Origin of the sequence: Streptomyces sp. CB01201 (assembly GCF_002803085.1) — a bacterium.
GTDB lineage: Bacteria > Actinomycetota > Actinomycetes > Streptomycetales > Streptomycetaceae > Streptomyces > Streptomyces hundungensis.
Map to the genome: position 1 here is coordinate 312,480 of NZ_NNBJ01000007.1, position 24,803 is coordinate 337,282.

Here is a 24,803-nt window from a genome sequence, read left to right on the forward strand (position 1 = left end):
GTGAGCGCCACCGACACCCGCCCCGCCCCGGCCACCTTGCGCACGACGGGCGGCCGTGAGGCGGCCCGGTGGGTCGTGGCCAACTGCCGCGACATGCCCTGGCTGACGGCCGCCACCGTGTTCAGCACGGTGGCGGGGGCGGCGCTCCAGATGCTCCCGGTACTCCTGCTCGGCCGGGTGGTCGACGGAGTGGTCGGGGGGCAGCCGCGCTCGGCCCTGGTCACGACGGGGGTGGTGATGGTGGCCGCCGCGCTCCTCGGCGCGGCGGCCACCGCCGCGTCCACCTATCTGATCGGCCGGCTCGGCGCCGATCTCCTCGCCCAGCTGCGCGAAGGCGCCGTCCGGGCCGTCCTCGGGATGCCCATCGCCCGGGTCGAACAGGTGGGCCGCGGCGATGTCCTGTCCCGGGTCGGCGACGATGTCGCGGTCCTGTCCAAGGGCATCCGTTCGGCCATCCCCACGGTGTTCTCGGCGGGCATCCTGGTGGCCGTCGCCACCCTCGGCATGTTCGGGCTCGACTGGCGCCTCGGCCTCGCGGGCGCGTGCGCCCTGCCCGCCTACGCGCTCGCCCTGCGCTGGTACCTGCCGCGCTCGGCCCCGCTCTACCGCAGACAGCGGCTCGCCCAGGCCGATCGCGCCCAGGCGCTGATCAGCGGCCTGAACGGCATCGACACGGTGCGGGCGTACCGCCTGGAGGGTGCGTTCCGCGAGAAGGTGGCCGACGACTCGCAGCGGGTACGGGACTACGGGATCGAGGTGTTCCGCTTCTTCGGCCGGTTCGTCGGCCGGGAGAACCGGGCCGAGTTCATCGGCCTGGTGCTGATCCTCGTGGTGGGCTTCGCCCTCCTGGAGACCGGTTCCGCGAGCCTCGGTGACGTATCGGCGGCCCCGCTGGTGTTCCACCGCCTGTTCACCCCGCTCGGCGCGATCATGTTCACGTTCGACGAGGCGCAGAAGTCGGGCGCGAGCCTGACCCGGCTCGTCGGAGTGCTGACCGAACCGGCGGCCCAGCGGCTCGTGGGGGAGGCCAACTCCCCTTCGCGGCAGGGAGCTTCGTATCCGGTGACGGTGGAGGGTCTGACGTTCTCCTATCCCGGCAGCGATGAACCGGTGCTGCGGGACGTCGGGTTGACGATCCCGGCGGGCGGCTCCCTGGCCCTGGTGGGGGCGACCGGCGCGGGCAAGACGACGCTGGCCGCGCTCATCGCCGGCATCGAGACCCCGGGGTCCGGTTCGGTGCGGATCGGCTCGACCGATCTCGCCGAGCTGGACGAGGTCGGGGCGCGGGCGCTGGTGAGCGTCCTGACCCAGGAGACCCATGTCTTCTCCGGGCCGCTCGCCGACGACCTGAGGCTCGCCGCTCCGGCGGCGAGCGACGCCGAACTCCTCGAAGCGCTGCGCACGGTGGGTGCCGACGGATGGGTCGAAGCGCTCCCCGACGGCCTCTACACGACGGTCGGCGAGGGCGGTGAGCGCCTGGACGGCATGAAGGTCGCCCATGTGGCCCTCGCCCGGCTCGTGTTGGGCCGGGCGCCGGTGGTGGTGCTCGACGAGTCGACCGCCGAGGCGGGCAGCGAGGGTGCCGCCGAACTGGAGCGGGCGGTCCAGGCGGCCTGTGCGGGCCGCACCACGCTGTTCGTGGCCCACCGTCTGACCCAGGCGATGGCCGCCGACCGGATCGCCGTCCTGGATGCGGGACAGGTCGTGGAGCTGGGCACACACGACGAGTTGGTGGCTCTGGGCGGCCGTTACGCGCGGCTCTGGCGGGCCTGGAGGGAGGGTAGTTAGGTAACCCTAATTTAGGTTAGGGTTACCTTCGTGCCTTGGAAGGGTGTTGAGTCTTCGATGATGGAACCGAGCGCTCGTCTCGTGCTGTTCTCTCCCACGCGGCTGGCCGATGCGCGCCGGCGCCTGGGCGGCCACTCCGACCGGACCGTCGCCGAGGCGGCCGCCATCGGCCTCGCCCACTGGGCGTCGGGCCGGAGCCCGGACGGCATCGACCTGACGCCCGGCACCCTGTTCGCGGACGTCCTCGGCTGGGTCGACAACGGCGGTACCGCGAGCGGTGGTTGGCAGGTCGGCGAAGCCGCCCCGGACGGCATCCGCATCACCGTGCCCGACGGCGTCGACGTGTCCGACGCGCAGCGCGCGCTCGACGACCTGGCCGACTTCCCGGACCGGCCCCTCGGCACCATCGCCCCCTGCGGTGCGCCGGAGCGCCTGGCCGCGCTGGCCGAGTGGAACGACACCGGGGCCGACCGGGTCCGCCCGACCGTCGTGGAGATGTTCCGCGAGCAGGTGCGGCTCAGGCCGGACGCGGTCGCCATCGTGGACGAGCACCGCTCGCTGACCTACCGCGAGGCGGCCGAGAAGTCGGCCCAACTGGCCCACCGCATCAGGGGACTCGGGCTCGGCGCCGAGCAGGTCGTCGGCATCTCGCTCGGCCGCTCGGCCGAGATGGTGGTCGGCCTGCTCGGCGTGCTCCAGGCCGGCTGTGCGTTCGTGCCGCTCGATCCCCAGTGGCCGGCCGCACGCCGCGCCGTCGTCATCGACGACGCGCGGGTCGCGGTCCAGCTCAACGGCTCCGGCGAGCACGACCCGGCCGAACCGGCCGCCGTCGCCGTCGACCTCGACGACTGGCAGCACGGCTCCCACCCCGTCGACTGCCCCCAAGTCGCCTTCCACGGCGATGCGTTGGCCTACGTGATCTTCACGTCCGGCTCGACCGGCCGGCCCAAGGGCGCCATGATCCGGCACGAGGCGATCAGCGAGCGCCTGCTGTGGCAGGTCGAGGAGATCCTGCACTTCGGCCACGACGACGCCTCCCTCTTCAAGGCGCCGCTGTCCTTCGACATATCCATCAACGAGATCTTCCTGCCGCTGGTGTGCGGAGCCCGCCTCGTGATCCTGCGCCCCGGCGGCGAGCGCGACCCGCACCACATGCTGAGCGTGATCGCCGAGCAGCGCGTCACCTTCACCTACCTCGTGTCGTCCATGCTCGATGTCCTCCTGGAGATCGCGGGCGACTCCGGGCGCCTGGACAGCCTGCGGCACGTGTGGTGCGGCGGCGAGGTGCTCACCCCCGAGCTGTACGAGCGGTTCCGCACCCGGCTCGGCATCCCCATGTACCACGGCTACGGCCCGGCCGAGACGACCATCGGCGTCTCCCACGTCATCTACCGGGGCGAGGCGGAACGCCTGTCCACCTCCATCGGCCGGGCCAACCCCAACACCCAGCTCTACGTCCTGGACGACGAGCTGCGCCCGGTCCCCACCGGCGTCGGCGGCGAACTCTACGTGGGCGGCTTCCTGCTGGGGCGCGGCTATGTGGGCGCGCCGGGCCTGACCGCCGCACGGTTCGTGGCCAACCCCTTCGCGGACGACGGGTCGCGGCTCTACCGCACCGGCGACCTGGCCCGCTACGCCCCCGACGGCTCCCTCGACTTCCTGGGCCGGGCCGACAACCAGGTCAAGATCCGCGGCATGCGGCTCGAACTCGAAGACGTCGAGGCCGGTCTGGCCGAGCACCCCGAGGTGCGGCACACCTGTGTCGTCGCCAAGAAGAACAGCGCGGGCGGCACCTACCTCGTCGGGTACGTGATCCCGGCCGCCGGCCACGAAGGGCTGCGGGCGGACGAGGTCAGGGACTGGGCCGCCGGCCACCTGGTGGAGTACATGGTGCCCGCCCATGTCGTCGTGATGCGGGAGTTCCCGCTCACCGCCAACGGCAAGCTGGACCGGCGCGCGCTGCCCGAGCCCGAGATCGTGACGGGCTCCTTCGTGCGGCCCGCCACCGACGACGAGCGAATTGTGTGCCAGGCCGTCGCCGCCGTCCTGCGCCTCGACGAAGTCGGCGTCGACCAGGACTTCTTCCAGCTCGGCGGGGACAGCATCCTCGCGATCTCGCTGCTGAGCGCGCTGCGCGAGGCGGGTCTCTACGTCAGCGCGGGCCAGATCTTCGCCAACAGCGTGCTCGGCGCGCTGGCGGCGGTCGCGAGCCGCGAGGACACGACCGGGGTGGACCACGGCGACATCGCCACCGGCCCGGTCACCGGCTCGCCCATCGTCCAGTGGCTCGGCGAGAACACCGACGCCATCGACGGCTTCGTCCAGTCGGTCGTCCTGAACACCCCGGCGGACCTCACCGCCGACACCCTCGGCGCCGTGCTCGGCGCCGTCGTGGCCCGCCACGACATGCTGCGCGCCCGGCTGGTGCGCGGGGACCGCTGGAGCTTCGACATCCCCGAGGCCGGCCAGGACACGGCCGACTGGCAGCAGAGCGATCTGCCGCTCGACGCCTGCGTGGCCCTCGCCACCGAAGGACTCGACCCGGACAACGGCGTGATGCTGCGGGCCGTCTGGCGCCGCGAGGCCCGCCAACTCGTCGTCGTCATCCACCACGTGGTGATCGACGGAGTGTCCTGGCGCGTCCTGATGGACGACCTGGCCACGGCCTGGCGCCGGGCGTCCGCGGGCGAAACGGTCGAACTGCCGCCCGTGGGAACGTCGTTCAGGCGCTGGACCCAGCTCCTTCAGAGCGCGGACTTCACCGCGGACCGTGCCCACTTCGAGCGCCCCCTGCCGGGGCCGGACGCGCCGCTGGGCAGGCGCGCGCCGTCGGCGGCGGACACCGTGGAGCGGGAACGGCAGCGGACCTTCACGGTCGGCCCCGAGCTCACGGCCGCGCTGCTCGGCGAGGTCCCGGCGAGGTTCCACGCGGGCGTCAACGACGTCCTGCTGACCGCGCTCGCCGTCACCCTCGCCCGCCTGCGCCGCGACCGGGGGCAGAACCAGACCTTCGCGCACATCGAACTGGAGGGCCACGGGCGCGAAGCCCGCCACGTGGCGGCCGCCGCCGGTGTCGAGCCGGACCTCTCGCGCACCGTCGGCTGGTTCACCACCCTGTTCCCGGTCACCGTGGACCCCGGCACGGCGGACGACTTCACCGACCCCCGCTACCTCGCCGCCGCGCTCAAGGCCGTCAAGGAGGACCTCGCCCGCGTACCGGGCAACGGCCTCTCGTACGGCGCCCTGCGCCACCTCGCCGACGCGTCCTTCACCGCCCCCGCACCCCAGGTCCTCTTCAACTACCTGGGCCGGTTCGACGCGGGCGCCGCCGGAGACTGGCAACTGGCCGCTACCACGGGGCAGTTGGGGGAGAAGCGCGACCCGAGGATGCGCCTGCCGCGCGCCCTGGAGTTCAACGCGATCGCCGAACCCGCCGCCAGTGGCGCCTACGAACTCGTCACCACCGTCTCCTGGCCCGACGGGATGTTCACCGACGAGGACATGGAGACGCTCGGCGCGTACTTCCGCGGCGCCCTCGCCGGACTCGCCGCGCTCGACCAGGGCGGCCACTCGCCGAGCGACTTCCCGCTGGTGCGCCTGACCCAGGCCGACGTCGACGAACTGGACGGCCCCGGGCTGCGCGACATCCTGCCGCTGACCCCGCTCCAGGAGGGCCTGTACTTCCACTCGGTCTTCGACGACGACTCCGCGGGCAACTACGTGGAGCAGCAACTCCTCACGCTGGAAGGCGAGTTGGACGCCGACCGGCTCAAGGCGGCGGCGACCCGGCTCTTCACCCTGTACCCGAACCTGGCCGCGCGGTTCACCGCGCCGGCCGACGGCCGCGTCGTCTCCGTCCTGGAAGGCGCCGTCGAGGCGCCCTTCACCACCATCGAGCGCCCCGGCATCACCGACGCGGAGATCCGCGAACACGCCGAGCGCGACCGCAGGGCCGGCTTCGACCTGGCCACCGGCCCGCTGATGCGTTTCACGCTGTTCCGCGACCCGGAATCGGGCCGCGCCGTCCTGGTGCAGACCGTGCACCACCTCATCGCCGACGGCTGGTCGGTGCCGCCGATGCTGCGCGCCCTGCTCGCCGAGTACCACGCGCCGGGGACCGTATATCCGGCGGGCGGCTTCGCGGACTACGTCGGCTGGCTCGCCGGGCGGGACGCCGACGAGAGCGACCGGGTGTGGGCCGGCGAGCTGGCCGGACTTCCCGGCCCCTCCCTCGTGGCCAAGGAGCACACCCCCTCCGGCCGCTTCGCCGACACCCTCGTGGAGCCGGCCGACGGCCTCGACGCGGCCGTCCGGGCGGCCGGTGTGACGCTGAGCGTGGCCGTGCACAGCGCCTGGGCGCTGACCCTGGGCGACATCCTGAAGTCCGCGGACGTGGTGTTCGGCTCCACCGTCTCCGGCCGCGACGCCGACGTGCCCGGCATCGGTGACATGGTCGGCCTGTTCATCAACACCGTTCCCCTGCGCGCCCGTTGGGGCGCAGGGACCACGGCGCGCGAGCTGCTCGCCGCGGTGCGCGAACACCAGGGCGCGGTCCTGCCGCACCAGCACGTCTCGCTCGCCCGGATCGGCCGCCAGGCAGGCGTCGGCCCCCTCTTCGACACCCTCGTGGTGTTCGATGTGGCGACCGACGTCACCGCCCTGCGCAGCCCCGGCGACACCCTCGCCGTCACCGGACTCGTCAACGAGGGAGCCCCGCACTACCCGCTGACGCTGGTCGTGGAGCGCGCCCTGGACGGGCGCCCCCGCTTCAACCTGATCTACGACGCCGAACTGCTGCGGGAGAGCAGCGCACAGGACATCCTGCGCCGCTTCTCCGGCACCCTCACCGCCCTCCTGGGCCGGCCCGACGCCCCGGTCGCCGCCCTGGTGCCCCAGGCGGCCGAGACCCCGGCGCCGATCACCCCCGCCACCCTCGGCGCCCTCTTCGACGCCGCGGCGCGCCGCGACCCGGCCGCCACCGCCGTCACCCAGTGCGCCCTCGACGGCACCACCCGCTCCCTGACCTACGGTGAACTGGCCTCGGCCAAGGACGAGTTGGCCGCCACTCTGCGCGCGGCCGGGGTCCGGCCCGGCCGGCGGGTCGCCGTCGCGGTCCCGCGCACCATCGAGCAGGTCGTCGCCCTCGTCGCGATCGTCAGCGCGGGCGGCGCGTACGTACCGCTCGACACGGCGTACCCGGACGAGCGCCTCGCCTACGTCCTCGCCGACGCGGCGCCCCAGGTCGTCCTCGTCGACCCGGAGCAGCGGGAGCGCTTCACGGCGCTCCTGGCGAAGGCCGGCGTCCCGGCCCGGGTCCTCGTGCAGGGCGACGAACCGCCGCAGGACGCCGCGGGGACGCAGGCCCCGGCAGCCCCCGTCACCTGGCACGACCCCGCGTACGTGATCTACACCTCCGGCTCGACCGGCCGGCCCAAGGGCGTCGTCGTCCCGCACTCCAGTGTGGTGACCCTGCTCGCCAACACCCGGCCGGACATGGACTTCGGCCCGGCCGACGTGTGGGTGCAGTTCCACTCGTACTCCTTCGACTTCGCGGTCTGGGAGCTGTGGGGCGCCCTGGTCCACGGCGGCGAACTCCTCGTCCCCGACTACGGGTTGACGCGCTCCCCGGTCGACTTCCGCCGTCTCGTCCACGAGCGCGGGGTGACCGTCCTCAACCAGACCCCCTCGGCCTTCTACCAGTTCATCGAGGCCGACCGGCTCGCGTCCGAGCCCCTCAGGCGGCTGCGCCGCGTCGTCTTCGGCGGCGAGGCCCTCGACCTCGGGCGGCTGCGCGGCTGGGTCGAGCGCTACGGCACCGGCACGCCCGAGCTGGTCAACATGTACGGGATCACCGAGACCACCGTGCATGTGACCCACCGGGTGCTGACCGACGACGACTTCGGACCCGGCGACGACGTCAGCCCCATCGGCGGCGCCCTGCCCGGCCTGGTCACCCATCTGCTCGACGACCGGCTCGCTCCGGTGCCGCCGGGCCAGGAGGGCGCCATCTATGTCGCCGGCGACCAGGTGTCGCTCGGCTACCTGGGCCGGCCGGGACTGACCGCCGGCCGGTTCGTCGCGAACCCGTTCACCAACGACGGCACCCGGATGTACCACACGGGCGACCTCGCCCGCCGCACCCTGGACGGGGAGCTGGAGTTCACCGGCCGCGCCGACGACCAGGTCCAGCTCAAGGGCTTCCGCATCGAGCTCGGCGAGGTCGAATCCGCGATCCGTGACCTGCCGGGCGTCACCGACGTGGCCGTCACCGTCGCGGACAGCGGCGACCACCTGGTCGCGCACGTCGTGGGCGAGGTGCCCGGCACACTCTCCGCGCTCCTCGCGGACAAGCTGCCCGTGCACATGGTGCCGGGCCGGGTCCTGCCGGTGGACGCGCTGCCGCTGACCGTCAACGGCAAGCTCGACCGCAAGGCCCTGATCGCGCGGGCCGCACACGACGAGACCCCCGCCGCCGTCACCGACTCCGCCCTCTCCTCGCTCGTCGCGCTCTTCGCCGAGACGCTCAACCACCCGGACGCGGACGCCGACACCGACTTCTTCGGCGCCGGCGGCGACAGCATCGTCGCCATCACCGTGGTCAACCGGGCCCGGGCGCTCGGCCTGCCGATCGCGCCCCGCGACGTGTTCCTGCACAAGACCCCGCGGGCGCTCGCCGCACTCCTCGCCACCCGCGCCCCGCGGACCCCCGCGGCCCCGCCCGCCGCCGGGCCCGCGCCCCGCGAGGACGGCCCGCTGCCGGCCACCCCGATCATCCTGCGCCAGCGCGAACTGGGCGGCTCCCTGGATCGGTTCGCCCAGGCGCGGACGCTGGAGGTGGCCGAAGGCACCCCGCCCGCCGCCATCGAGCGCGCCGCCTCCGCGCTGCTCGCCGCCCACCCCGCCCTGCGGATGCGGCTGACCACCGAACACGGCGTGTGGTCCCTGGCGACCGAACCCGCCCGCGAGGCCGTCCTGCTGCGCCCGGACACGGCGGACGCCGAGGCCGCCGCGAACGAGGCCGCGGGATCGCTCGACCCGGAGGCGGGCAACGTCGCCGCGTTCTCCTGGCTCGCAGGGAGGAGCACCCTGGTGCTCACCGTGCACCACATCGCGGTGGACGCGGTGTCCTGGCTGATCCTGCTCGACGACCTGGCCGCCGCCCTGCGCGGAGAGGCGCTCGCCCCGGCGACCACGTCCTACGCCCAGTACGCCGAGGCGCTGACCCTGCGCTCCGCCGTCGACGCCGAAGGCCTCGGCCACTGGATCGACACGCTCCAGGCGCCCCCGCTGCTGCCCGCGCTCAGCGGTCCGCCGCGCGAGACCACGGTGGTGCTCGGCCCCGACGCCAGCGACCGCGTGACACGGACCGCGCCCGCCGCCCTCGGCATCGCGCTGACCGAGCTGCTGTGCGGAGCCCTGCGCACCGCCCTGACCGAGGTCCAGGAGTCGCCCACCGATCTGGCGGTCGAACTGGAACGGCACGGCCGCTTCCCGGTGCTCCCGCACCACGACTACACCCGCACGGTCGGCTGGTTCACCGCCATCGCACCCGTCCGGCTCACCGCGCACACCGACCCCGTCGCCGCGGCCCGTGAACTCGCCGAGCGCCAGCCCGACGAGGCCGGACACCTCGCCTACGGGCGGCTGCGCCACCTCAACCCGCAGACGGCGCCGCTGCTTTCGGGCCGCCCGCAGGTGCTGTTCAACTACCTCGGCCGGGGCGGCGAATCACAGGTGCCGCACATCACCGGCGGCGACCAGGGCAGCCCGTACGCCGTGGAGGTCAACGCCTGGACGGACGCGGCCACCGGCAGCCTGCACGCCGCCTTCACGCTCGCCGAGGAGATCCCCGACGCGATCACCACGCACTGGCTGCGCGCCCTGGAGCGGATCGCGGACGCGGCCGCGACGGCCGAGCGCACCGCCCCGGTCACCCCGCTCCAGCGCGGCCTGTACTTCCAGGCCCAGCTGGCGGGCTCGGCCGGGCACTACGTCGCGCAGAGCTACTTCGCCTTCGACCGGCGCCTGGACACCGACGCGCTGGCCGAGGCCATGGCCTCGGTGATCGCCCGGCACCCGGTGGTCGGCGCCGGCTTCGCCACCGACGACGACGGCAACCCGGTCCAGGTCCTCAAGGCCGGCCGCCGGATCGACGTGCACACGGTCGAGCTGTCCACCGAGGCGGAGGTGGAGGCCCTGCGCGTCCGCGACCGCAACACCGGGTTCGACCCGGCCGAGCCGCCGCTGATCCGGCTCACCGTGGTCCGGCTGCCGGACGGCCGCGACGGCCTGCTCCTCAGCTACCACCTGCTGCTGTGGGACGGCTGGTCCCGCGAGATCGTGCTGCGCGACCTGTTCACCGCCTACGAGGCCGTCCGCAGCGGCGAACAGCCGGACACGCGTCCGGCCACGCCCGGGTTCGAGGACTGCGCCCGCGCGATCGCCGCCAAGGACCAGGCCGCGTCAGAGCGGTTCTGGGCCGAGCACCTGGCCGGGCTCCCGGGCCCGACCCTGCTCGCCGGACCGGCGCCCGCCCTCTCCGAGGACCTGCCGCCCGCACTCGTGCACACGCTCTCCCACGAGCGGTCGCAGCTGCTGCGGGAGGCGGCCAGGACCCACGGTGTCACCCTGAACTCCCTCCTGACCGGCGCGTTCGGGCTGCTGCTCGGAGCCCGCACGGGCCGCGGTGACGCGGTGTTCGGCGTCACCGTCTCGGGGCGCGAGGGCGAGGGCCTGTCCGACGTCGTCGGCGTGCTGCTCAACACCGTGCCGATGTGGACCCGGGCGCGGCCGGACGACACCGTCGGCGCCTATCTGGCGGCCGTGCAGAGCGACCGGGTCGCGGCCATGGAGCACGAGCACCTCGGGCTCGGCGAGATCCAGCGGGCCGGCGGGCACGACGCGCTGTTCGACAACCTCTTCGTGCTCCAGAACTTCCTGGACATGGACGCGTTCGCCGAGATGAACGCCCGCCACGGCATCACCGCGGTGAAGTCCGACGACTCCACGCACTACCCCTTCACCTGGGTCGTCACCCCCGGCGACCGCCTCACGGTCAAGCTGGAGCACCGCCACGGCGACAGCGCCGCTGCCCGGCGCCTCCTCGACGACTACGTACGTGTCCTCGCGGACCTCGCCGGCTCCACCGGACCGGTGGGCGCGCTGCGGGGCCTCGGCCCCGCGCCCGAGCCCGCCGGGCGGACCGGCATCGGCACCGACACCGTGGTCGACCGGTTCGACCTGGCGGCCGACCGGGCGCCCGGACGCACCGCACTGGTCTCGCACGGCCGGAGCATGACCTTCGCCGAACTCCAGCTCCGCAGCCGTGAGTTGGCGGGCGTGCTGGCCGCTCGGGGCATCGGCCCCGAGCGGACCGTGGGTCTCGCGATCCCGCGCTCCCTGGACTCCATCGTGGCGCTGTTCGCGGTGCTGCGCACCGGAGCCGCGTACGTACCGCTGGAGCTGGACCACCCCGACGAGCGGATCGCCGCGATCGTCGAGGACGCCCGCCCCGACGTGGTCCTCACCGTGAGGGCCGTCTCGCGGCGCCTGACCGGCGAGCTGATCGAGCTGGACCGCCCGCTGCCGCAGGCCGAGCCGTTCACGACGTTCGCGCCGCACGACCCGCAGCGCCTTCGCCACCCCGCGTACACGATCTACACCTCCGGTTCGACCGGGAAGCCCAAGGGCGTCGTGACCGAGTACGCCGGCCTCACCAACATGCTGATCAACCACCAGCGCCGGATCTTCGAGCCGGTCCTCGCCGAGCACGGACACCGGATCTTCAAGATCGCCCACACCGTGTCCTTCGCCTTCGACATGTCGTGGGAGGAGCTGCTGTGGCTCGCCGACGGCCACGAGGTGCACATCTGCGACGAGGAACTGCGCCGGGACGCGCCCGCCCTGGTCGAGTACTGCGGCGAGCACGGGGTCGACGTCGTCAACGTGACGCCGACCTACGCCCAGCAACTGGTGGCGGAGGGGCTGCTCGACAACCCGGCCCGGCGCCCCGCGCTGGTCCTCCTCGGCGGCGAGGCGGTCACCCCGGCCCTGTGGCGGCGGCTCGCCGACACCGAGGGGACGGTGGGCTACAACCTGTACGGCCCGACCGAGTACACCATCAACACCCTGGGCGTCGGCACCTTCGAGTGCCAGGACCCGGTGGTGGGCGTGGCCATCGACAACACCGACGTGTACGTCCTCGACCCGTGGCTGCGGCCGCTGCCCGACGGCGTCCCCGGCGAGCTCTACGTCGCGGGCCTCGGCATCGCCCGGGGCTATCTCGGCCAGCCGGCCCAGACCGCGCACCGGTTCGTGGCCTCCCCCTTCGGCGGGCCCGGCGAGCGGATGTACCGCACCGGGGACCTGGTGGTCCGCCGCCCCGACGGGAACCTGATGTACCTGGGCCGCACCGACCAGCAGGTCAAGATCCGCGGACACCGGGTCGAACTCGGCGAGGTCGAGGCCGCGTTCACCGCGCACCCGGCGGTGGCCTTCACCGCCGCCGTCGCCCAGCCCGACCCGCAGGTCGACGGCGCCCACCGGCTGGCCGCCTACCTCGTGCTCGACGAGGGCGCCGACCTGGCGGCGGTCGCCGCCGAGGTGGGCAAGCGCCTTCCGGACTTCCTGCGCCCGACGCACTACGCCCAGGTGGACAGCATCCCGCTCACCGTGAACGGGAAGGCCGACACGAAGGCCCTGCCCGAGCCGAAGCCGCTCGGTGCGCTGACCACTTCGGGTGAGCGCGGCCCGGAGACCGGGACCGAGGTGCTGGTCTGCGAGTACTTCGCGGAGACCCTGGACCTGGACGACGACGAGGTGAGCGCCGTGGGTGACTTCATGGCCCTCGGCGGACACTCCATGCTGGCCGTACGACTGGTCGGGCTCCTGCGCCGGGAGTTCGGCCCGGTGATCACGATCCGTGATCTCTTCACCCTGCGAACCCCGGAAGCGATGGCCCGTCACATCGATGAGCACTCCTGACGTCCAGCGATCCCGCCCGGGATCCGACATCCTTCGGACGGCGATACGCCGCAACGTCGGCGCGATGGTCTGGGGCACCGTCCTCATGGGCCTCTACCAGGCCGGTGAGACCGCCTTCCCCATCGCGCTCGGCCTGATCGTCGAGCACACGATGCGGGAGCGCAGCGCCGGAGCGCTCGCGCTGTCCGTCGCGGCGCTCGCCGTGATCATCACGACGGTGTCCCTGTCGTGGCGGTTCGGGATGCGCATCCTGCAGAAGGCCAACACGACCGAGGCCCACCGCTGGAGGGTGCGGGTCGCGGCCTGCGGCCTCCAGCCGGTGGCCCGCAGGACGGGCCTGAAGTCCGGCGAGGTGCTGACCATCGCCACCGAGGACGCCGACCAGACGGCCGACATCGTCGAGGTGGTGCCGATCCTGATCAGCTCGATGATCTCGCTGCTGATCGCGGCGGTCGCCCTCGGCATGGCCAGTCTCCGGCTCGGGCTGCTCGTCATGGCGGGAACCGTGGCGATCCTCTCGGTGCTCAGCCTGATGTCCCGGCGCATCGGCAGCAGCACCAAGGAGCAGCAGGCCCGGGTGGCGCGCGCGGGTGCGAAGGTCGCCGACCTGATCACCGGCCTGCGCCCGCTGCACGGCTTCGGCGGCAACCACGCGGCGTTCCGGTCCTACCGGAAGGTCAGCACGGAGGCCAAGGAGCAGTCGGTCACCGTCGCCCGGGTCAACGGCGTCTACGCGGGAACCGCGTTGGGCCTCAACGCGATCCTCGCGGTCTCGGTCACCCTGACGGCCGGCTGGCTGGCCTTCGACGGGCAGATCGACATCGGGCAGCTGGTCATGGCCGTGGGCCTCGCGCAGTTCATCATGGAGCCGCTCAAGCAGTTCTCGGACATGCCCAAGTACGTGATGATGGCCCGCGCCTCGGCCGAGCGGATGGCCCTGGTGCTCTCCGCCCCGGCGGTGGCGGACCCGGGTACCGGGCGTGCGGCCCCGGGCGGTGACCTGGAGATCGACTGCGTACGGTACGGGTCTCTCCAGGGGCTGAAGTTCCAGGTGCCGGCGGGGGAGTTCACGGCGATCGCGGCCTACCAGCCGCGGGCGGCGGCCGAACTCGCCTCCGTCCTCGCCCTCCAGGTCCCGCCGGAGGCCTACGGGGGAGTGGTACGGGTCGGCGGGCGTGAACTCGCCGGGCTCACGGTGGACTCGGTCCGCGAGCACATCCTGGTGAACCCGTACGACGGGGAGATCTTCGCCGGGACGCTGCGGTCGAACATCGACCCGTCGGGGACGAGCCGGACGCTGTCCGAGGCGGTCGAGGCGTCCTTGCTGACCGATGTCGTCGCCCTGCACCGCGAAGGGCTCGACTACGAGGTGCGCGACCGGGGCGCGAACCTGTCCGGGGGGCAGCGTCAACGGCTGTCCCTGGCAAGGGCGTTGGCCGCCGACACGGACGTGCTCGTGCTGCGCGATCCGACGACGGCGGTGGACGCCGTCACCGAGCAGCTCATCGCGCGCAACATCGCCGAGCTGCGCCGGGGCCGCACCACCCTCGTGATCACCAGCAGTCCGGCCCTGCTCGACGCGGCCGACCGGGTCCTGGTGGTCGACGACGGAGTCGTCACCGCCGAGGGCACCCACCGCAAGCTGCTGGCCACCGACCCGGCGTACAGCCTGGCCGTCACCAGATGACCTGGTGAACCACGGCGACGGCCCGGGGCCCGGCGCGCTCGCGCCGGGCCCCGGGCCGTCGCCGTCGGACGGCTCCCGCCCGTCAGGCCAGGGCCCAGGCCACGTCCCTGAGCAGGGCCTGCCGCCAGCCGGCCCGGTCGTGGCCCGCCGCCGACCGCGAAGTCCGCACGGTCGCGCCGGACTTCTCGGTGAGCGTCTCCACCGCCTCGCAGTGCGGCCGCATGCGCGTCTCGTGCTCGCCCAGGTCGAAGGCGATCCTCAGCCCGGCCGGCGCGGGGCGCTCCCGCAGCCGCGCCGCGATGGTCCCGCCGACCGGACCGCCCAGCGGATCGGGGCGGTCCTCCGCCCCCGGCTCCCACCAGAACGACCCCGACTGGCAGGCGACGCGGGACACCAGCTCCGGGAACTCCAGCGCCGCGTACAGCGCGCTCAGACCGCCCAGACTCTGCCCGGCGACCACCAACGTGCCCGTGTCGGCGGGCACTTCACCGCTCGCCACCAGCGGGAGCAGCTCGTCCCGTATCGCCTCCCACCATTGCGGACGGCAGCCGAACTCGCCGAGCCGGTCCTTGGCCGGCACGAAGACCAGCGTGGCCGGGGGCATGTCGCCCGCCGCGAACGCGGCGTCGAACGCGGTCATCGCCGGATGCAGATGGAGCCAGTCGTCCCCGTCGAGCAGCAGCACCACCGGCCCGCCGCCGCCCACCGGATGGACCCGCACGGTGCGCCGCCCGCCGAGGCGTTCACTGGCCCAGCGGATACGGGCCCGGGGCAGGGGCAGCACGTCGGAGGCGTCGACGGCCGGCCAGTGCGGCTGGGGCGGTGCGTCCGGGGTGGCGGCGATGGACCGCTCGCCGCCGGCCCCGACCGGGTTGTACGGATCGGCGTACGCCCCGTCGTCCGTGCGGAACCGATAGGTCACCCGCAGCCGCGCGGGCATGCACACCTCGGCGTACCAGCAGTCGGTGTCGTGCCACCGGACCAGCGGCACCGGATCCGACCAGCTCTCGAACTCGACGACCGCCGGGGCGCCCCGCCACCGGAACAAGGTGGTCCAACCTCCGTCGCCGGAGGGCACGCTGACCGGAGCCGCCGCCCAGAACTCGTCGGTGCCGGGCGCACCGGGCAGGCCGAACCTGCCGAACGGGCCGTCCGGGACGGCCGGGGAACCGGCGGGGACGTCGATCGGGACGAGGCTCCCCGGTCGTGGTCCGGATGCGTGCATCGGTGTCTCCTTGTGAGGACGAAGGGGAAACGTTAAGCTCGATGATTAGGTGAGCCTAACCTAAGCATGGCTCGCCGTATGGCCGATCCCATTCAGACCAACCACCCCCGCGGACACGGCTCCTGCCATCCGGTCGCGCTCCCGCGCCCCGGGCGTCCGGGCCGGCCCCGTCGGGCTCCAGGAGGAACCCCGCATGAGCACCAACCCGTTCGACGACGCCGACGGCCGCTTTCTGGTCCTGGTGAACGACGAGGGCCAGCACTCGCTCTGGCCGTCGTTCGTGGAGGTGCCGGGCGGATGGACGGTCGCGCTGGGGGAGTCGACCCGCGACGCGTGCCTGGAGTACATCGAGTCGAACTGGACCGACCTGCGCCCCCGTTCCCTCGCGGCGGCCGTGGACGCCTGACCGGCGCCACCGGGCGCAACGACCCGGGGCCGGCCGGCCTCCACGGAATCGGCGGCACCGGGTCGCCGCCACCTTCGGCGGCGGACGAGAAGCAACGGAGACGGGAAAGCTGTGAGCAGTCGGACGGACACCCTGGAACGCCTTGCCCCGCTGTGGGCTGAACCGGCGGCCTCGACGCGCTGGGTGATCTGGCACCGGGGTGCGGGCGAACCCCTCGTCTTCGACCGGGAGTTCAACATGCCGGTCGATGTGGAGCTCGACGTGGACGAGGCGGTCCTCCGAGAGGTGGTGCGCCGGATGCGCGCGGCCGGAGCGCCGGAGACGGACGCCTACCCCGGCCGCCCGTGCGGGTAGTGACGGGCCCCGCCGCCCCGCGAGCGGCCTGCCGCCTGACGGTGCATTAGCTGACGGACCATCAACTCGGCGAACCGGCGAACTGCCCGCAAGTCCACGGACTGGCGGGCCGTTCTTGCGTCGGCGGACTGTCGGGCCGCCCAGGAAGCTGGCGAGTTGGTCCAGTAAGTCAGGTAAGGCTAACCTTAGTTTCACCGTTCCGCGGGGGTCTCCCGGCGCGCTGCCGCCCCCGGCCCCGTCCGGGAGATCCCCGTGCCCCGCGAACGGCGACCCGAGGAAGGAACGCCTTGACCACGGCCACGCTGCCCCCTGCCGCCCTCGCCGCGCTGCCGCTCCGAGCCCCCGCCGCCCGACGGAGCGGAGCCCCCGGGTTCCTGGTGCGGCCGGCGCACGAGGGAGACGGCCCGGCGCTCGCCGCCCTCTCCCGCCCGTTCGCCCGGGCGGGCGCGCTCCGCGAGCGTCCCCTCTCCGCGTACCTCTCCCGGGCGTCCGACTTCCTCGTCGCCCAGGCCTTCGACGGAACGATCGAAGGCGGCCTCGGGCTGAGTGAACACGCCACGGACGGCGTGCTCTACAACTTCTGCGTCGCCGCCCACCGGCAGGGTTCGGGCATGGGCGGCCGCCTGTTGCAGGCGGCGCTCGCCCGGGCGCGCGGCCGCGCCCTGACGATGCTGTTCACCGCGACGACCGGCAGCGGCCGGCTCTTCCTCGGCCACGGCTTCGTCCCCAGCGGGCCGGAACTGGCCCCGCCCGCCTGGGCGCGCACCCTGGACCCCGGCCGCAACGCGCGCGTACTGGCCCGCACGCTCTAGCCCGCCGAAGGGGCGGGCCCCGTGCGGGACCCGCCCCCGAACCATCCGACCGTCAAGCCGGGTTCAGGCCGCGCCCCCGGTCCCGTACGAGGCGTCGAGGATCGCGGGCAGCGCCGACACCAGGGCATCGGCGCCTTCCTCGGGCACGTTCAGGGCGGGGGCCAGCCGTACGACTCCGGGCCCGGCCGCGTTCACGAGGAACCCGGCTTCCTGCGCGGCCCGTTGGACCCGCGCGGCGAGCGGCGCGCCGAGGACGATGCCCAACAGCAGCCCCGCGCCGCGCACTTCGCGGACCAGCGGATGCGCCGAGCCTTCGATGCCGTCCCTCAGCCGTGCGCCCACCCGCGTCACATGACGGAGCAGGGCCTCCTTCTCGATGGCCTCCAGGACGGCGAGCCCGGCCGCGCACGCGATCGGGTTGCCGCCGAAGGTGGAGCCGTGCTGGCCGGGGGTCAGCAGCCCGGCGGCCTGGCCGAAGGCGACCGTGGCACCGATCGGCAGGCCGCCGCCGAGGCCCTTGGCCAGGGTCACCACATCGGGCTCAAGGCCGGGCTCCGCCTGGTGCGCGAACCAGTGGCCGGTGCGGCCGATCCCGGTCTGCACCTCGTCGAGCACGAGCAGGCTGCCGGTGGCCCGGGTGATCTCGCGGGCGGCCCGCAGATAGCCCGCCGGGGCCGGGACGACCCCCGCCTCGCCCTGGAGGGGTTCCAGGACGACCGCCGCGGTGCGTTCCGTGACGGCGGCGCGCAAGGCCTCCGGGTCGCCGTAGGGAACATGGGTGACCTGTGGGGGCAGGGGCGCGAAGGGGGTCTGTTTGGCCGGCTGGCCGGTGAGGGCGAGGGCCCCCATCGTGCGTCCGTGGAAGCCGCCTTCGGCCGCGACCAGGTGCGGGCGTCCCGTCCGGCGGGCGATCTTGAAGGCGGCCTCGACCGCCTCGGCGCCCGAGTTCGCGAAGAAGACCCGGCCCGGCCTGCCGAGGAGGTCCACCAGGCGCTCCGCCAGCGCGACGGGGGGCTCCGCGACGAACAGGTTCGACACATGCCCCAGCCGGGCGGCCTGCTCTGTGACCGCCGCGAGCAGGCCCGGGTGGGCGTGCCCCAGGGCGTTGACGGCGATCCCGCCGGTGAAGTCCGTGTAGGCGCGGCCCGCCTCGTCCCACACCGTGCTGCCCTCGCCCCTGACCAGGGCCAGCGGGGGAGTGCCGTAGGTGTCCATCATCACCGCGCGCCAGCGGTCGCTGAGCCCGGTCGTGCTGTCGGCGGTCACGCGCCGTCCTCCTTGCCGCCCGGCCCCGCGGGCCCGGGCTCCTCGTCCGGCACCACCGTGGTGCCGGGTGCGTCCTCGGCGAACAGGCCGCGCAGCAGGGCGTGCGGCACCCGGCCGTCGAGCACCTGCGCCCGGCCGACCCCGCCCCGGACCGCCCGCAGGCAGCCCTCCATCTTGGGCAGCATCCCGCTCGCCAACTCCGGCAGCAGCGCGGCCAGTTCGGTGGCGCCGAGGCGGCCGATGACGTCGGTGCTGTGCGGCCAGTCCGCGTAGAGCCCCTCGACGTCGGTCATGACCATCAGCCGGTCCGCACCGAGGGCCACGGCGAGGGCCGAGGCCGCCAGGTCGGCGTTGACGTTGTAGATCTGGCCGTCCTCGCCCCGCGCGACGGGCGAGATCACGGGGATGCGGCCCCGTTCCAGCAGCGCGCCGATCGTGGAGGCCTCCACCGCCACGATGTCGCCGACCAGACCGATGTCCACCGGCCGGCCGTCCACCAGGGCGGCCCGGCGCACCGCGGTCATGGTGTGCGCGTCCTCGCCCGAGAGGCCCACGGCGAACGGCCCGTGGGCGTTGATGGCCCCGACCAGGTCCCGCTGGACCCGGCCGGTGAGCACCATGCGGACGACGTCCATCGTCTCGGGCGTGGTCACCCGCAGTCCGGCCTCGAAGCGGACCTCCAGGCCGAGCCGGTCGAGCAGGGCGCTGATCTGGGGCCCGCCGCCGTGCACGACGACGGGCCGCAGGCCCGCGTGCCACAGCTCCACCACGTCCTGGGCGAACGTCCGGTGCAGCGCCGGGTCCACCATGGCGTTGCCGCCGAACTTGACCACGACGGTGCGCCCCTGGAGCTCCTCCGACCACGGCACATCGGGGGCGTCCGCCACCGGCGCCGCGACCGCTACCGGCGCCGGGTGCGGTACCGGTGCCGCGTCCGGTGTCCTGGGACCGGCCGTGTCCGCCCCGCTCACGAGCTGTACGCGCTGTTCTCGTGGACGTACTCGGCCGTCAGGTCGTTGGTCCACAGCACTGCCGAACACCCGCCGGAGCGCAGGTCGACCGTGACCACGATATGACGGCCCGTCAGGTCGACCTGGTCGCGGGATTCGCCCTCGGCGCCGTCCCGGCACACCCACACGCCGTTGATCGCCACGTCGAGACGGTCCGGGTCGAAGGCGGCCGATGTCGTGCCGATGGCGGACAACACCCGCCCCCAGTTGGGGTCTTCGCCGTGCAGCGCACACTTGAGGAGGTTGTTGCGGGCCACCGAACGGCCCACTTCCACGGCGTCCGCCTCCGAGGCCGCGCCGACGACCACCACCTCGATCTCCTTGGACGCGCCCTCGGCGTCCGCGACCAGCTGCCGGGCCAGGTCCTGGCAGACGCTGTGCACGGCCGAGGTGAACGCGGCGGGCTCGGGCGCCACTTGGGAGGAGCCGGAGGCGAGCAGCAGCACGGTGTCGTTGGTGGACATGCAGCCGTCGGAGTCCACCCGGTCGAAGGTGGTGCGCACCGCCTCGCGCAGCGCCGCGTCCAGCACCTCGGCGTCGGCCTCGGCGTCCGTGGTCAGCACCACGAGCATGGTGGCGAGGCCCGGGGCAAGCATACCCGCGCCCTTGGCCATGCCACCCACCGTCCAGCCGTCGCCCGTGGCCACGGCGGTCTTGTGCACGGAGTCCGTCGTCTTGATGGCGACGGCCGCGTCCTGGCCGCCGTCGGCCGAGAGCCGCCCGGCGACGGCGGCGACGCCGGCCGTCACGCGGTCCATCGGAAGCCGCACCCCGATCAGGCCGGTGGAGCAGACCGCGACCTCGTCCGGGGCGATGCCCACGGCCCGCGCCGTCTCCTCGGCCGTCAGCCGGGTGTCCTCGGCGCCGCCGGGGCCCGTGCAGGCGTTGGCGCCACCGGAGTTGAGCACGACGGCGGATATCCGCCCGTCGCCGAGCACGCGGCGGGACCAGCGTACGGGCGCGGCCTGCACACGGTTGGCGGTGAAGACACCGGCGGCGGCGCGGGACGGCCCCCGGTTCACGACCAGGGCGAGGTCGAGGTCACCGGACTCCTTGAGGCCGGCGCTCACTGCGCCGGCGAGGAATCCCTGGGCGGCGGTCACACTCACGGTGCCACTCCATTCATGGGCAGGCCGAGCCGTTCCGGCAGGCCGAGGGCGATGTTCATGCTCTGCACCGCGCCGCCCGCGGTGCCCTTCGTCAGGTTGTCGATGGCGCTCACGCAGATCAGCCTGCGGGCGTCGCCGTCCACGGCGATCTGCACCTGGGCGCTGTTCGAGCCGAGGACGGCGGCGGTGGACGGCCATTGGCCCGGCGGCAGCAACCGCACGAACGGCTCGTCGGCGTACGCGGCCTCGAACGCCGCCCGAGCCTCGTCGTCCCGTCCGGCCGCCGCGATCCCCGGGCGCAGCCGGGCCGAGCAGGTGGCGAGGATGCCGCGGGGCATGGGCGCCAGGGTCGGGGTGAAGGACACCGTCACGTGCTCACCGGCCGCCAGCGACAGGTTCTGGACCAGCTCGGGGGTGTGCCGGTGGCCGCCGCCGACCCCGTACGGGCTCATGGAGCCCATCACTTCGGAGCCGAGGAGGCGCGGCGCGAGCGAGCGGCCGGCGCCGGAGGTGCCGCTGGCGGCGACGACGACGGCCTCCGGTTCGACCAGCGCGGCGACGTAGGCGGGGAACAGGGCGAGGGTGACCGCGGTGGGATAGCAGCCCGGCACCGCGATGCGGGTGACACCCCTCAACTCGGCTCGCACGCCCGGGAGTTCGGGCAGTCCGTACGGCCAGGTGCCGGCGTGGGGCGAGCCGTAGAACCGCTCCCAGGCGGCCGGGTCGCGCAGCCGGAAGTCGGCGCCGCAGTCCACCACGAGCGTTCCGGGCTCCAACTCGGCCGCCATGGCGGCGGATTGGCCGTGGGGCAGGGCGAGGAACACGACATCGTGCCCGCGCAGCGACGCGGCGGAGGTCTCCAGCAGAAGCCGGTCGGCCAGCTCCGGCAACTGCGGCTGTACGCAGCCGAGTCGGCGTCCCGCGCTGGTGTGCGCGGTCACCGCGCCGACCTCCACCCCGGGGTGCGAAGCGAGCAGGCGGAGCAGTTCGCCGCCCGCGTAGCCGCTGGCTCCGGCCACCGCGACCCGTACGGTCATGTTCTTCCATTCTCTGGACGCGCGGATCTCTGGATGCGCGGACGCGGAAGCGAGCGGCCCCGACCCGCCTTACTTAGCTAAGCCTAACCTAATGTATTGGCGCCCTGGCGGGACTCCCGGCCGCGACGGCGTCGAGCGCTCCGGCGGCCGTCGCCGGTTCAGTTGGCGGCGCGGCTGCGGGGGGAGGGCTGGTGCGGGTGCGCACACCGGGGCGCCGTGAGCAGCCGCCGGACCTGCTCGCCGGCCTCCGCGGGGTCGCGGACCTCGGCCGGGAAGGGGAAGCGCAGGTCGCAGTGGCCCCGGCGGTATTCGCAGCGCAGGGTGATGCCGTGGCGGTCCAGGGCGAAGGGGGCCGTGCGCAGGACGCCGGGCGGCAGCCGTGATCCGGCGCGCACGACCAGCTCGGCCATCAAGTCCCCGTGGGCGTCGGCCAGATGGGTCAGCATGGCGGCCTCCCCGACGGCGAGCGGATCCGGTTCGGCGAGGGCGACCTCGTCGAGCCCGACCTCCGCCGCTCCCGCCGCGGTCCGCAGCGTGACACGCGCGGTGTCGAGACGGAGCCGCCCGTCGATGCGGCCCGGCTCGTGCGGGGTCAGCCAGCCGGACACCGTCACCCGGGCCCGTACGCGGTCGCGGACCGCGGTCGCGGCGACATCGGTGAAGTCGAGCAGTGCCGCGAGGCTGCCGCGCGGAGCGGTGGCGATCTGGGCGGCCAACGGGCTGTCCGCCGGGGGGTGGAGGGAGATCCGGCCCCTGGAGTCGACCGTGTGCATGCCGATGAGGTCATAGCCCTGCGCCTGGGTGACGAGGGACAGGGAAGCGGCCCGGGCCAGTACGGACCGGACGCGCTCGGCGCCGGTCGGCTCGGCCGGTCCGGCTGGTCCCGTCGGCCCCGTCGGCCCCGTCGGTCCGGTCGGTCCGGCATCTGCGGCAGTACTCAAGGCAACTCCTCACGGCACAGGACCGAAGCCCCTCAACTCAGGTAAGGCTAACCTAACTTTTCGCTGGGAGTGCGGCCGAGGCCGGGAAATGCCGCCGCGCCCCTCCCCGTTCCGCTGGGCGGCGGCTCGGGGAGGGGCGCGGTTCGGCGGCGTCCGCGTCCTAGATGTCCCGGAAGATCTCGATCTGCGCACCCACCGAGTTGAGCCGCTCGGCCAGGTCCTCGTAGCCGCGGTTGATGACGTACACATTGCGCAGCACGGACGTGCCCTCGGCGGCCATCATGGCGAGGAGGACCACCACCGCGGGGCGCAGGGCCGGGGGGCACATCATTTCGGCGGCGCGCCAGCGGGTCGGACCCTCCACCAGAACCCGGTGCGGGTCGAGGAGTTGGAGGCGGCCGCCGAGGCGGTTGAGGTCCGTGAGGTAGATCGCGCGGTTGTCGTACACCCAGTCGTGGATGAGCGTCTGGCCCTGGGCCACCGCCGCGATCGCCGCGAAGAACGGCACGTTGTCGATGTTGAGGCCGGGGAACGGCATCGGGTGGATCTTGTCGATGGGCGCCTCCAGCTTGGAGGGGCGCACGGTGAGGTCGATCAGCCGGGTGCGGCCGTTGTCGGCGGCGTACTCGGCGGTGCGGTCGTGGTCCAGGCCCATCTCCTCCAGGACCGCGAGCTCGATCTCCAGGAACTCCACCGGCACCCGACGGATCGTCAGCTCGGACTCGGTGACGACGGCCGCGGCGAGCAGGCTCATCGCCTCGACCGGGTCCTCGGAGGGCGAGTAGTCGACGTCGACGTCGATGTCGGCCATGCCGTGCACGGTCAGGGTGGTCGTGCCGATGCCCTCGACCTTGACGCCGAGCGCCTCCAGGAAGAAGCACAGGTCCTGGACCATGTAGTTGGAGGAGGCGTTGCGGATGACGGTGACGCCGTCGTTGCGGGCGGCGGCGAGCAGCGCGTTCTCGGTGACGGTGTCGCCGCGTTCGGTCAGCACGATCGGGCGGTCGGGCGCGGTGCGCGACACCTCGGCGTGGTAGATCCCCTCGGTCGCCGTGATGTCCAGGCCGAACCGGCGCAGCGCGATCATGTGCGGCTCGATGGTGCGGGTGCCGAGGTCGCAGCCGCCGGCGTACGGCAGCCGGAAGCGGTCCATGCGGTGCAGCAGCGGGCCGAGGAACATGATGATGGAGCGGGTGCGGCGGGCGGCCGCGGCGTCCATGGCGTCCAGGTCGAGTTGGGCCGGCGGCACGATCTCCAGGTCGATGCCCTCGTTGATCCAACGGGTGCGCACGCCAATGGAGTTGAGGACTTCGAGGAGGCGGTAGACCTCTTCGATGCGGGCCACCCGGCGCAGCACGGTCCGGCCCTTGTTGAGCAGCGAGCCGCAGAGCAGCGCGACACAGGCGTTCTTGCTCGTCTTGACGTCGATCGAGCCGGAGAGACGGCGGCCGCCCACGACCCGCAGGTGCATGGGGCCGGAGTATCCGAGCGAGACGATTTCGCTGTCGAGCGCTTCCCCGATGCGCGCGATCATCTCAAGGCTGATGTTCTGGTTCCCCCGCTCGATGCGGTTCACGGCGCTCTGGCTGGTGCCCAGAGCCTCGGCCAACTGCGTCTGTGTCCAGCCCCGGTGCTGCCGGGCGTCACGGATGAGCTTGCCGATGCGTACGAGGTAGTCGTCTGCCATAGGGGCAGGTTATCTCAGATATGAGATGACGCTCGCGTCCAGGTGGGCCAACGGGGTGAAGAACCGTCAACTCCGATCCTGCGATTTCCCTCCGGTGGCCGCAAACGGAAGGGGTCCATCCGTGGATGAGGATGTTCCGGCCGCCGGGCGTGTCGCTCAGGGGGCCGGCCCCCCGCGTCCGGCCTTCGCACACGAACCCGCGCCGGGTGAGTCGGCTCCTGCGCGGGCGCATCCGAAGGCGCGGGGCGGCCGCGCCTGCCCGGGTGAATCCGGCGCCCCGGGAAGGCGGCCGGTGGCTTGGATGAACCAAGCACCCCGGGACGGCCGCCTGTGGCTCGGGCGGATCCCGTACCCCGCGACGGCGGCCTGTGGCTCGGATGAACCAAGCACCCCGGGACGGCCGCCTGTGGCTCGGGCGGATCCCGTACCCCGCGACGGCGGCCTGTGGCTCGGATGAACCAAGCACCCCGGGACGGCGGCCCGTCGCTCGGGCGGATC

At 73.4% G+C, this 24,803-nt stretch carries 13 protein-coding genes; 6 read left to right on the forward strand and 7 right to left on the reverse strand.

The genetic code is table 11. The annotated features are described in order from the left end of the window. From CG740_RS17195 to CG740_RS17205, 3 genes are read left to right on the forward strand one after another with little or no spacing between them, the layout of a single operon-like run. Positions 1-1,788 (forward strand): ABC transporter ATP-binding protein, encoded by a 1,788-nt coding sequence (locus CG740_RS17195; RefSeq protein ID WP_100576014.1) that lies wholly within the window; start codon positions 1-3, stop codon positions 1,786-1,788. A gap of 57 nt (positions 1,789-1,845) precedes the next feature. Next, positions 1,846-12,771: a non-ribosomal peptide synthetase gene (locus CG740_RS17200; protein WP_100576015.1), complete on the forward strand. Its 10,926-nt coding sequence runs from the start codon at positions 1,846-1,848 to the stop codon at positions 12,769-12,771. Next, positions 12,758-14,458 carry an ABC transporter ATP-binding protein gene (locus CG740_RS17205; RefSeq protein ID WP_100576016.1) on the forward strand — a complete coding sequence of 567 codons (1,701 nt, stop codon included), beginning with the start codon at positions 12,758-12,760 and terminating at the stop codon, positions 14,456-14,458. The genes CG740_RS17200 and CG740_RS17205 overlap by 14 nt, the downstream gene beginning before the upstream one ends. Positions 14,459-14,540: 82 nt before the next feature. Here the strand turns inward: CG740_RS17205 and CG740_RS17210 are convergent, their stop codons facing one another. Beyond that, the gene (locus CG740_RS17210) at positions 14,541-15,683 is read right to left on the reverse strand and encodes an alpha/beta hydrolase-fold protein (protein WP_100576017.1); all 1,143 of its coding nucleotides are present in this window, start codon (positions 15,681-15,683) and stop codon (positions 14,541-14,543) included. 193 nt (positions 15,684-15,876) lie between these two features. On the opposite strand from CG740_RS17210, the gene CG740_RS17215 reads away from it, so the two are divergent. The 3 genes from CG740_RS17215 to CG740_RS17225 all read left to right on the forward strand — a co-directional run bounded on the left by CG740_RS17215 (position 15,877) and on the right by CG740_RS17225 (position 17,255). Next, a complete protein-coding gene (locus CG740_RS17215; protein ID WP_100576018.1) occupies positions 15,877-16,089 on the forward strand; it encodes an MbtH family protein in 213 nt (70 codons plus the stop codon). Positions 16,090-16,200: 111 nt separating this feature from the next. Next, the gene (locus tag CG740_RS17220; RefSeq protein ID WP_100576019.1) at positions 16,201-16,443 is read left to right on the forward strand and encodes a hypothetical protein; all 243 of its coding nucleotides are present in this window, start codon (positions 16,201-16,203) and stop codon (positions 16,441-16,443) included. Positions 16,444-16,730: 287 nt separating this feature from the next. Next, on the forward strand, positions 16,731-17,255 hold the full coding sequence (locus CG740_RS17225; RefSeq protein WP_107488366.1) for a GNAT family N-acetyltransferase: 525 nt from the start codon (positions 16,731-16,733) through the stop codon (positions 17,253-17,255). A gap of 63 nt (positions 17,256-17,318) precedes the next feature. On the opposite strand, the gene CG740_RS17230 is transcribed toward CG740_RS17225, so the two are convergent. From CG740_RS17230 to CG740_RS17255, 6 genes are all read right to left on the reverse strand, one after another. Beyond that, entirely contained in the window at positions 17,319-18,473 is a 1,155-nt protein-coding gene (locus CG740_RS17230) for an acetylornithine transaminase (RefSeq protein WP_100576089.1), read from the reverse strand. Between the two features lie 44 nt (positions 18,474-18,517). Further along, positions 18,518-19,330, reverse strand: a complete 813-nt coding sequence (gene argB, locus CG740_RS17235) for an acetylglutamate kinase (RefSeq protein ID WP_234376319.1) — start codon at positions 19,328-19,330, stop codon at positions 18,518-18,520. A gap of 158 nt (positions 19,331-19,488) precedes the next feature. Continuing rightward, entirely contained in the window at positions 19,489-20,640 is a 1,152-nt protein-coding gene (gene argJ / locus CG740_RS17240) for a bifunctional glutamate N-acetyltransferase/amino-acid acetyltransferase ArgJ (RefSeq protein WP_100576020.1), read from the reverse strand. Next, a complete protein-coding gene (gene argC, locus CG740_RS17245; protein ID WP_100576021.1) occupies positions 20,637-21,677 on the reverse strand; it encodes an N-acetyl-gamma-glutamyl-phosphate reductase in 1,041 nt (346 codons plus the stop codon). The genes argJ and argC overlap by 4 nt, the downstream gene beginning before the upstream one ends. A gap of 158 nt (positions 21,678-21,835) precedes the next feature. After that, positions 21,836-22,618, reverse strand: coding sequence for a DUF2470 domain-containing protein (locus CG740_RS17250; RefSeq protein WP_100576022.1), 783 nt, complete (start codon positions 22,616-22,618; stop codon positions 21,836-21,838). A 160-nt stretch (positions 22,619-22,778) separates the two neighbouring features. Beyond that, positions 22,779-24,305: a helix-turn-helix domain-containing protein gene (locus CG740_RS17255; protein WP_100576023.1), complete on the reverse strand. Its 1,527-nt coding sequence runs from the start codon at positions 24,303-24,305 to the stop codon at positions 22,779-22,781. Between the last annotated feature and the right edge of the window lie 498 nt (positions 24,306-24,803).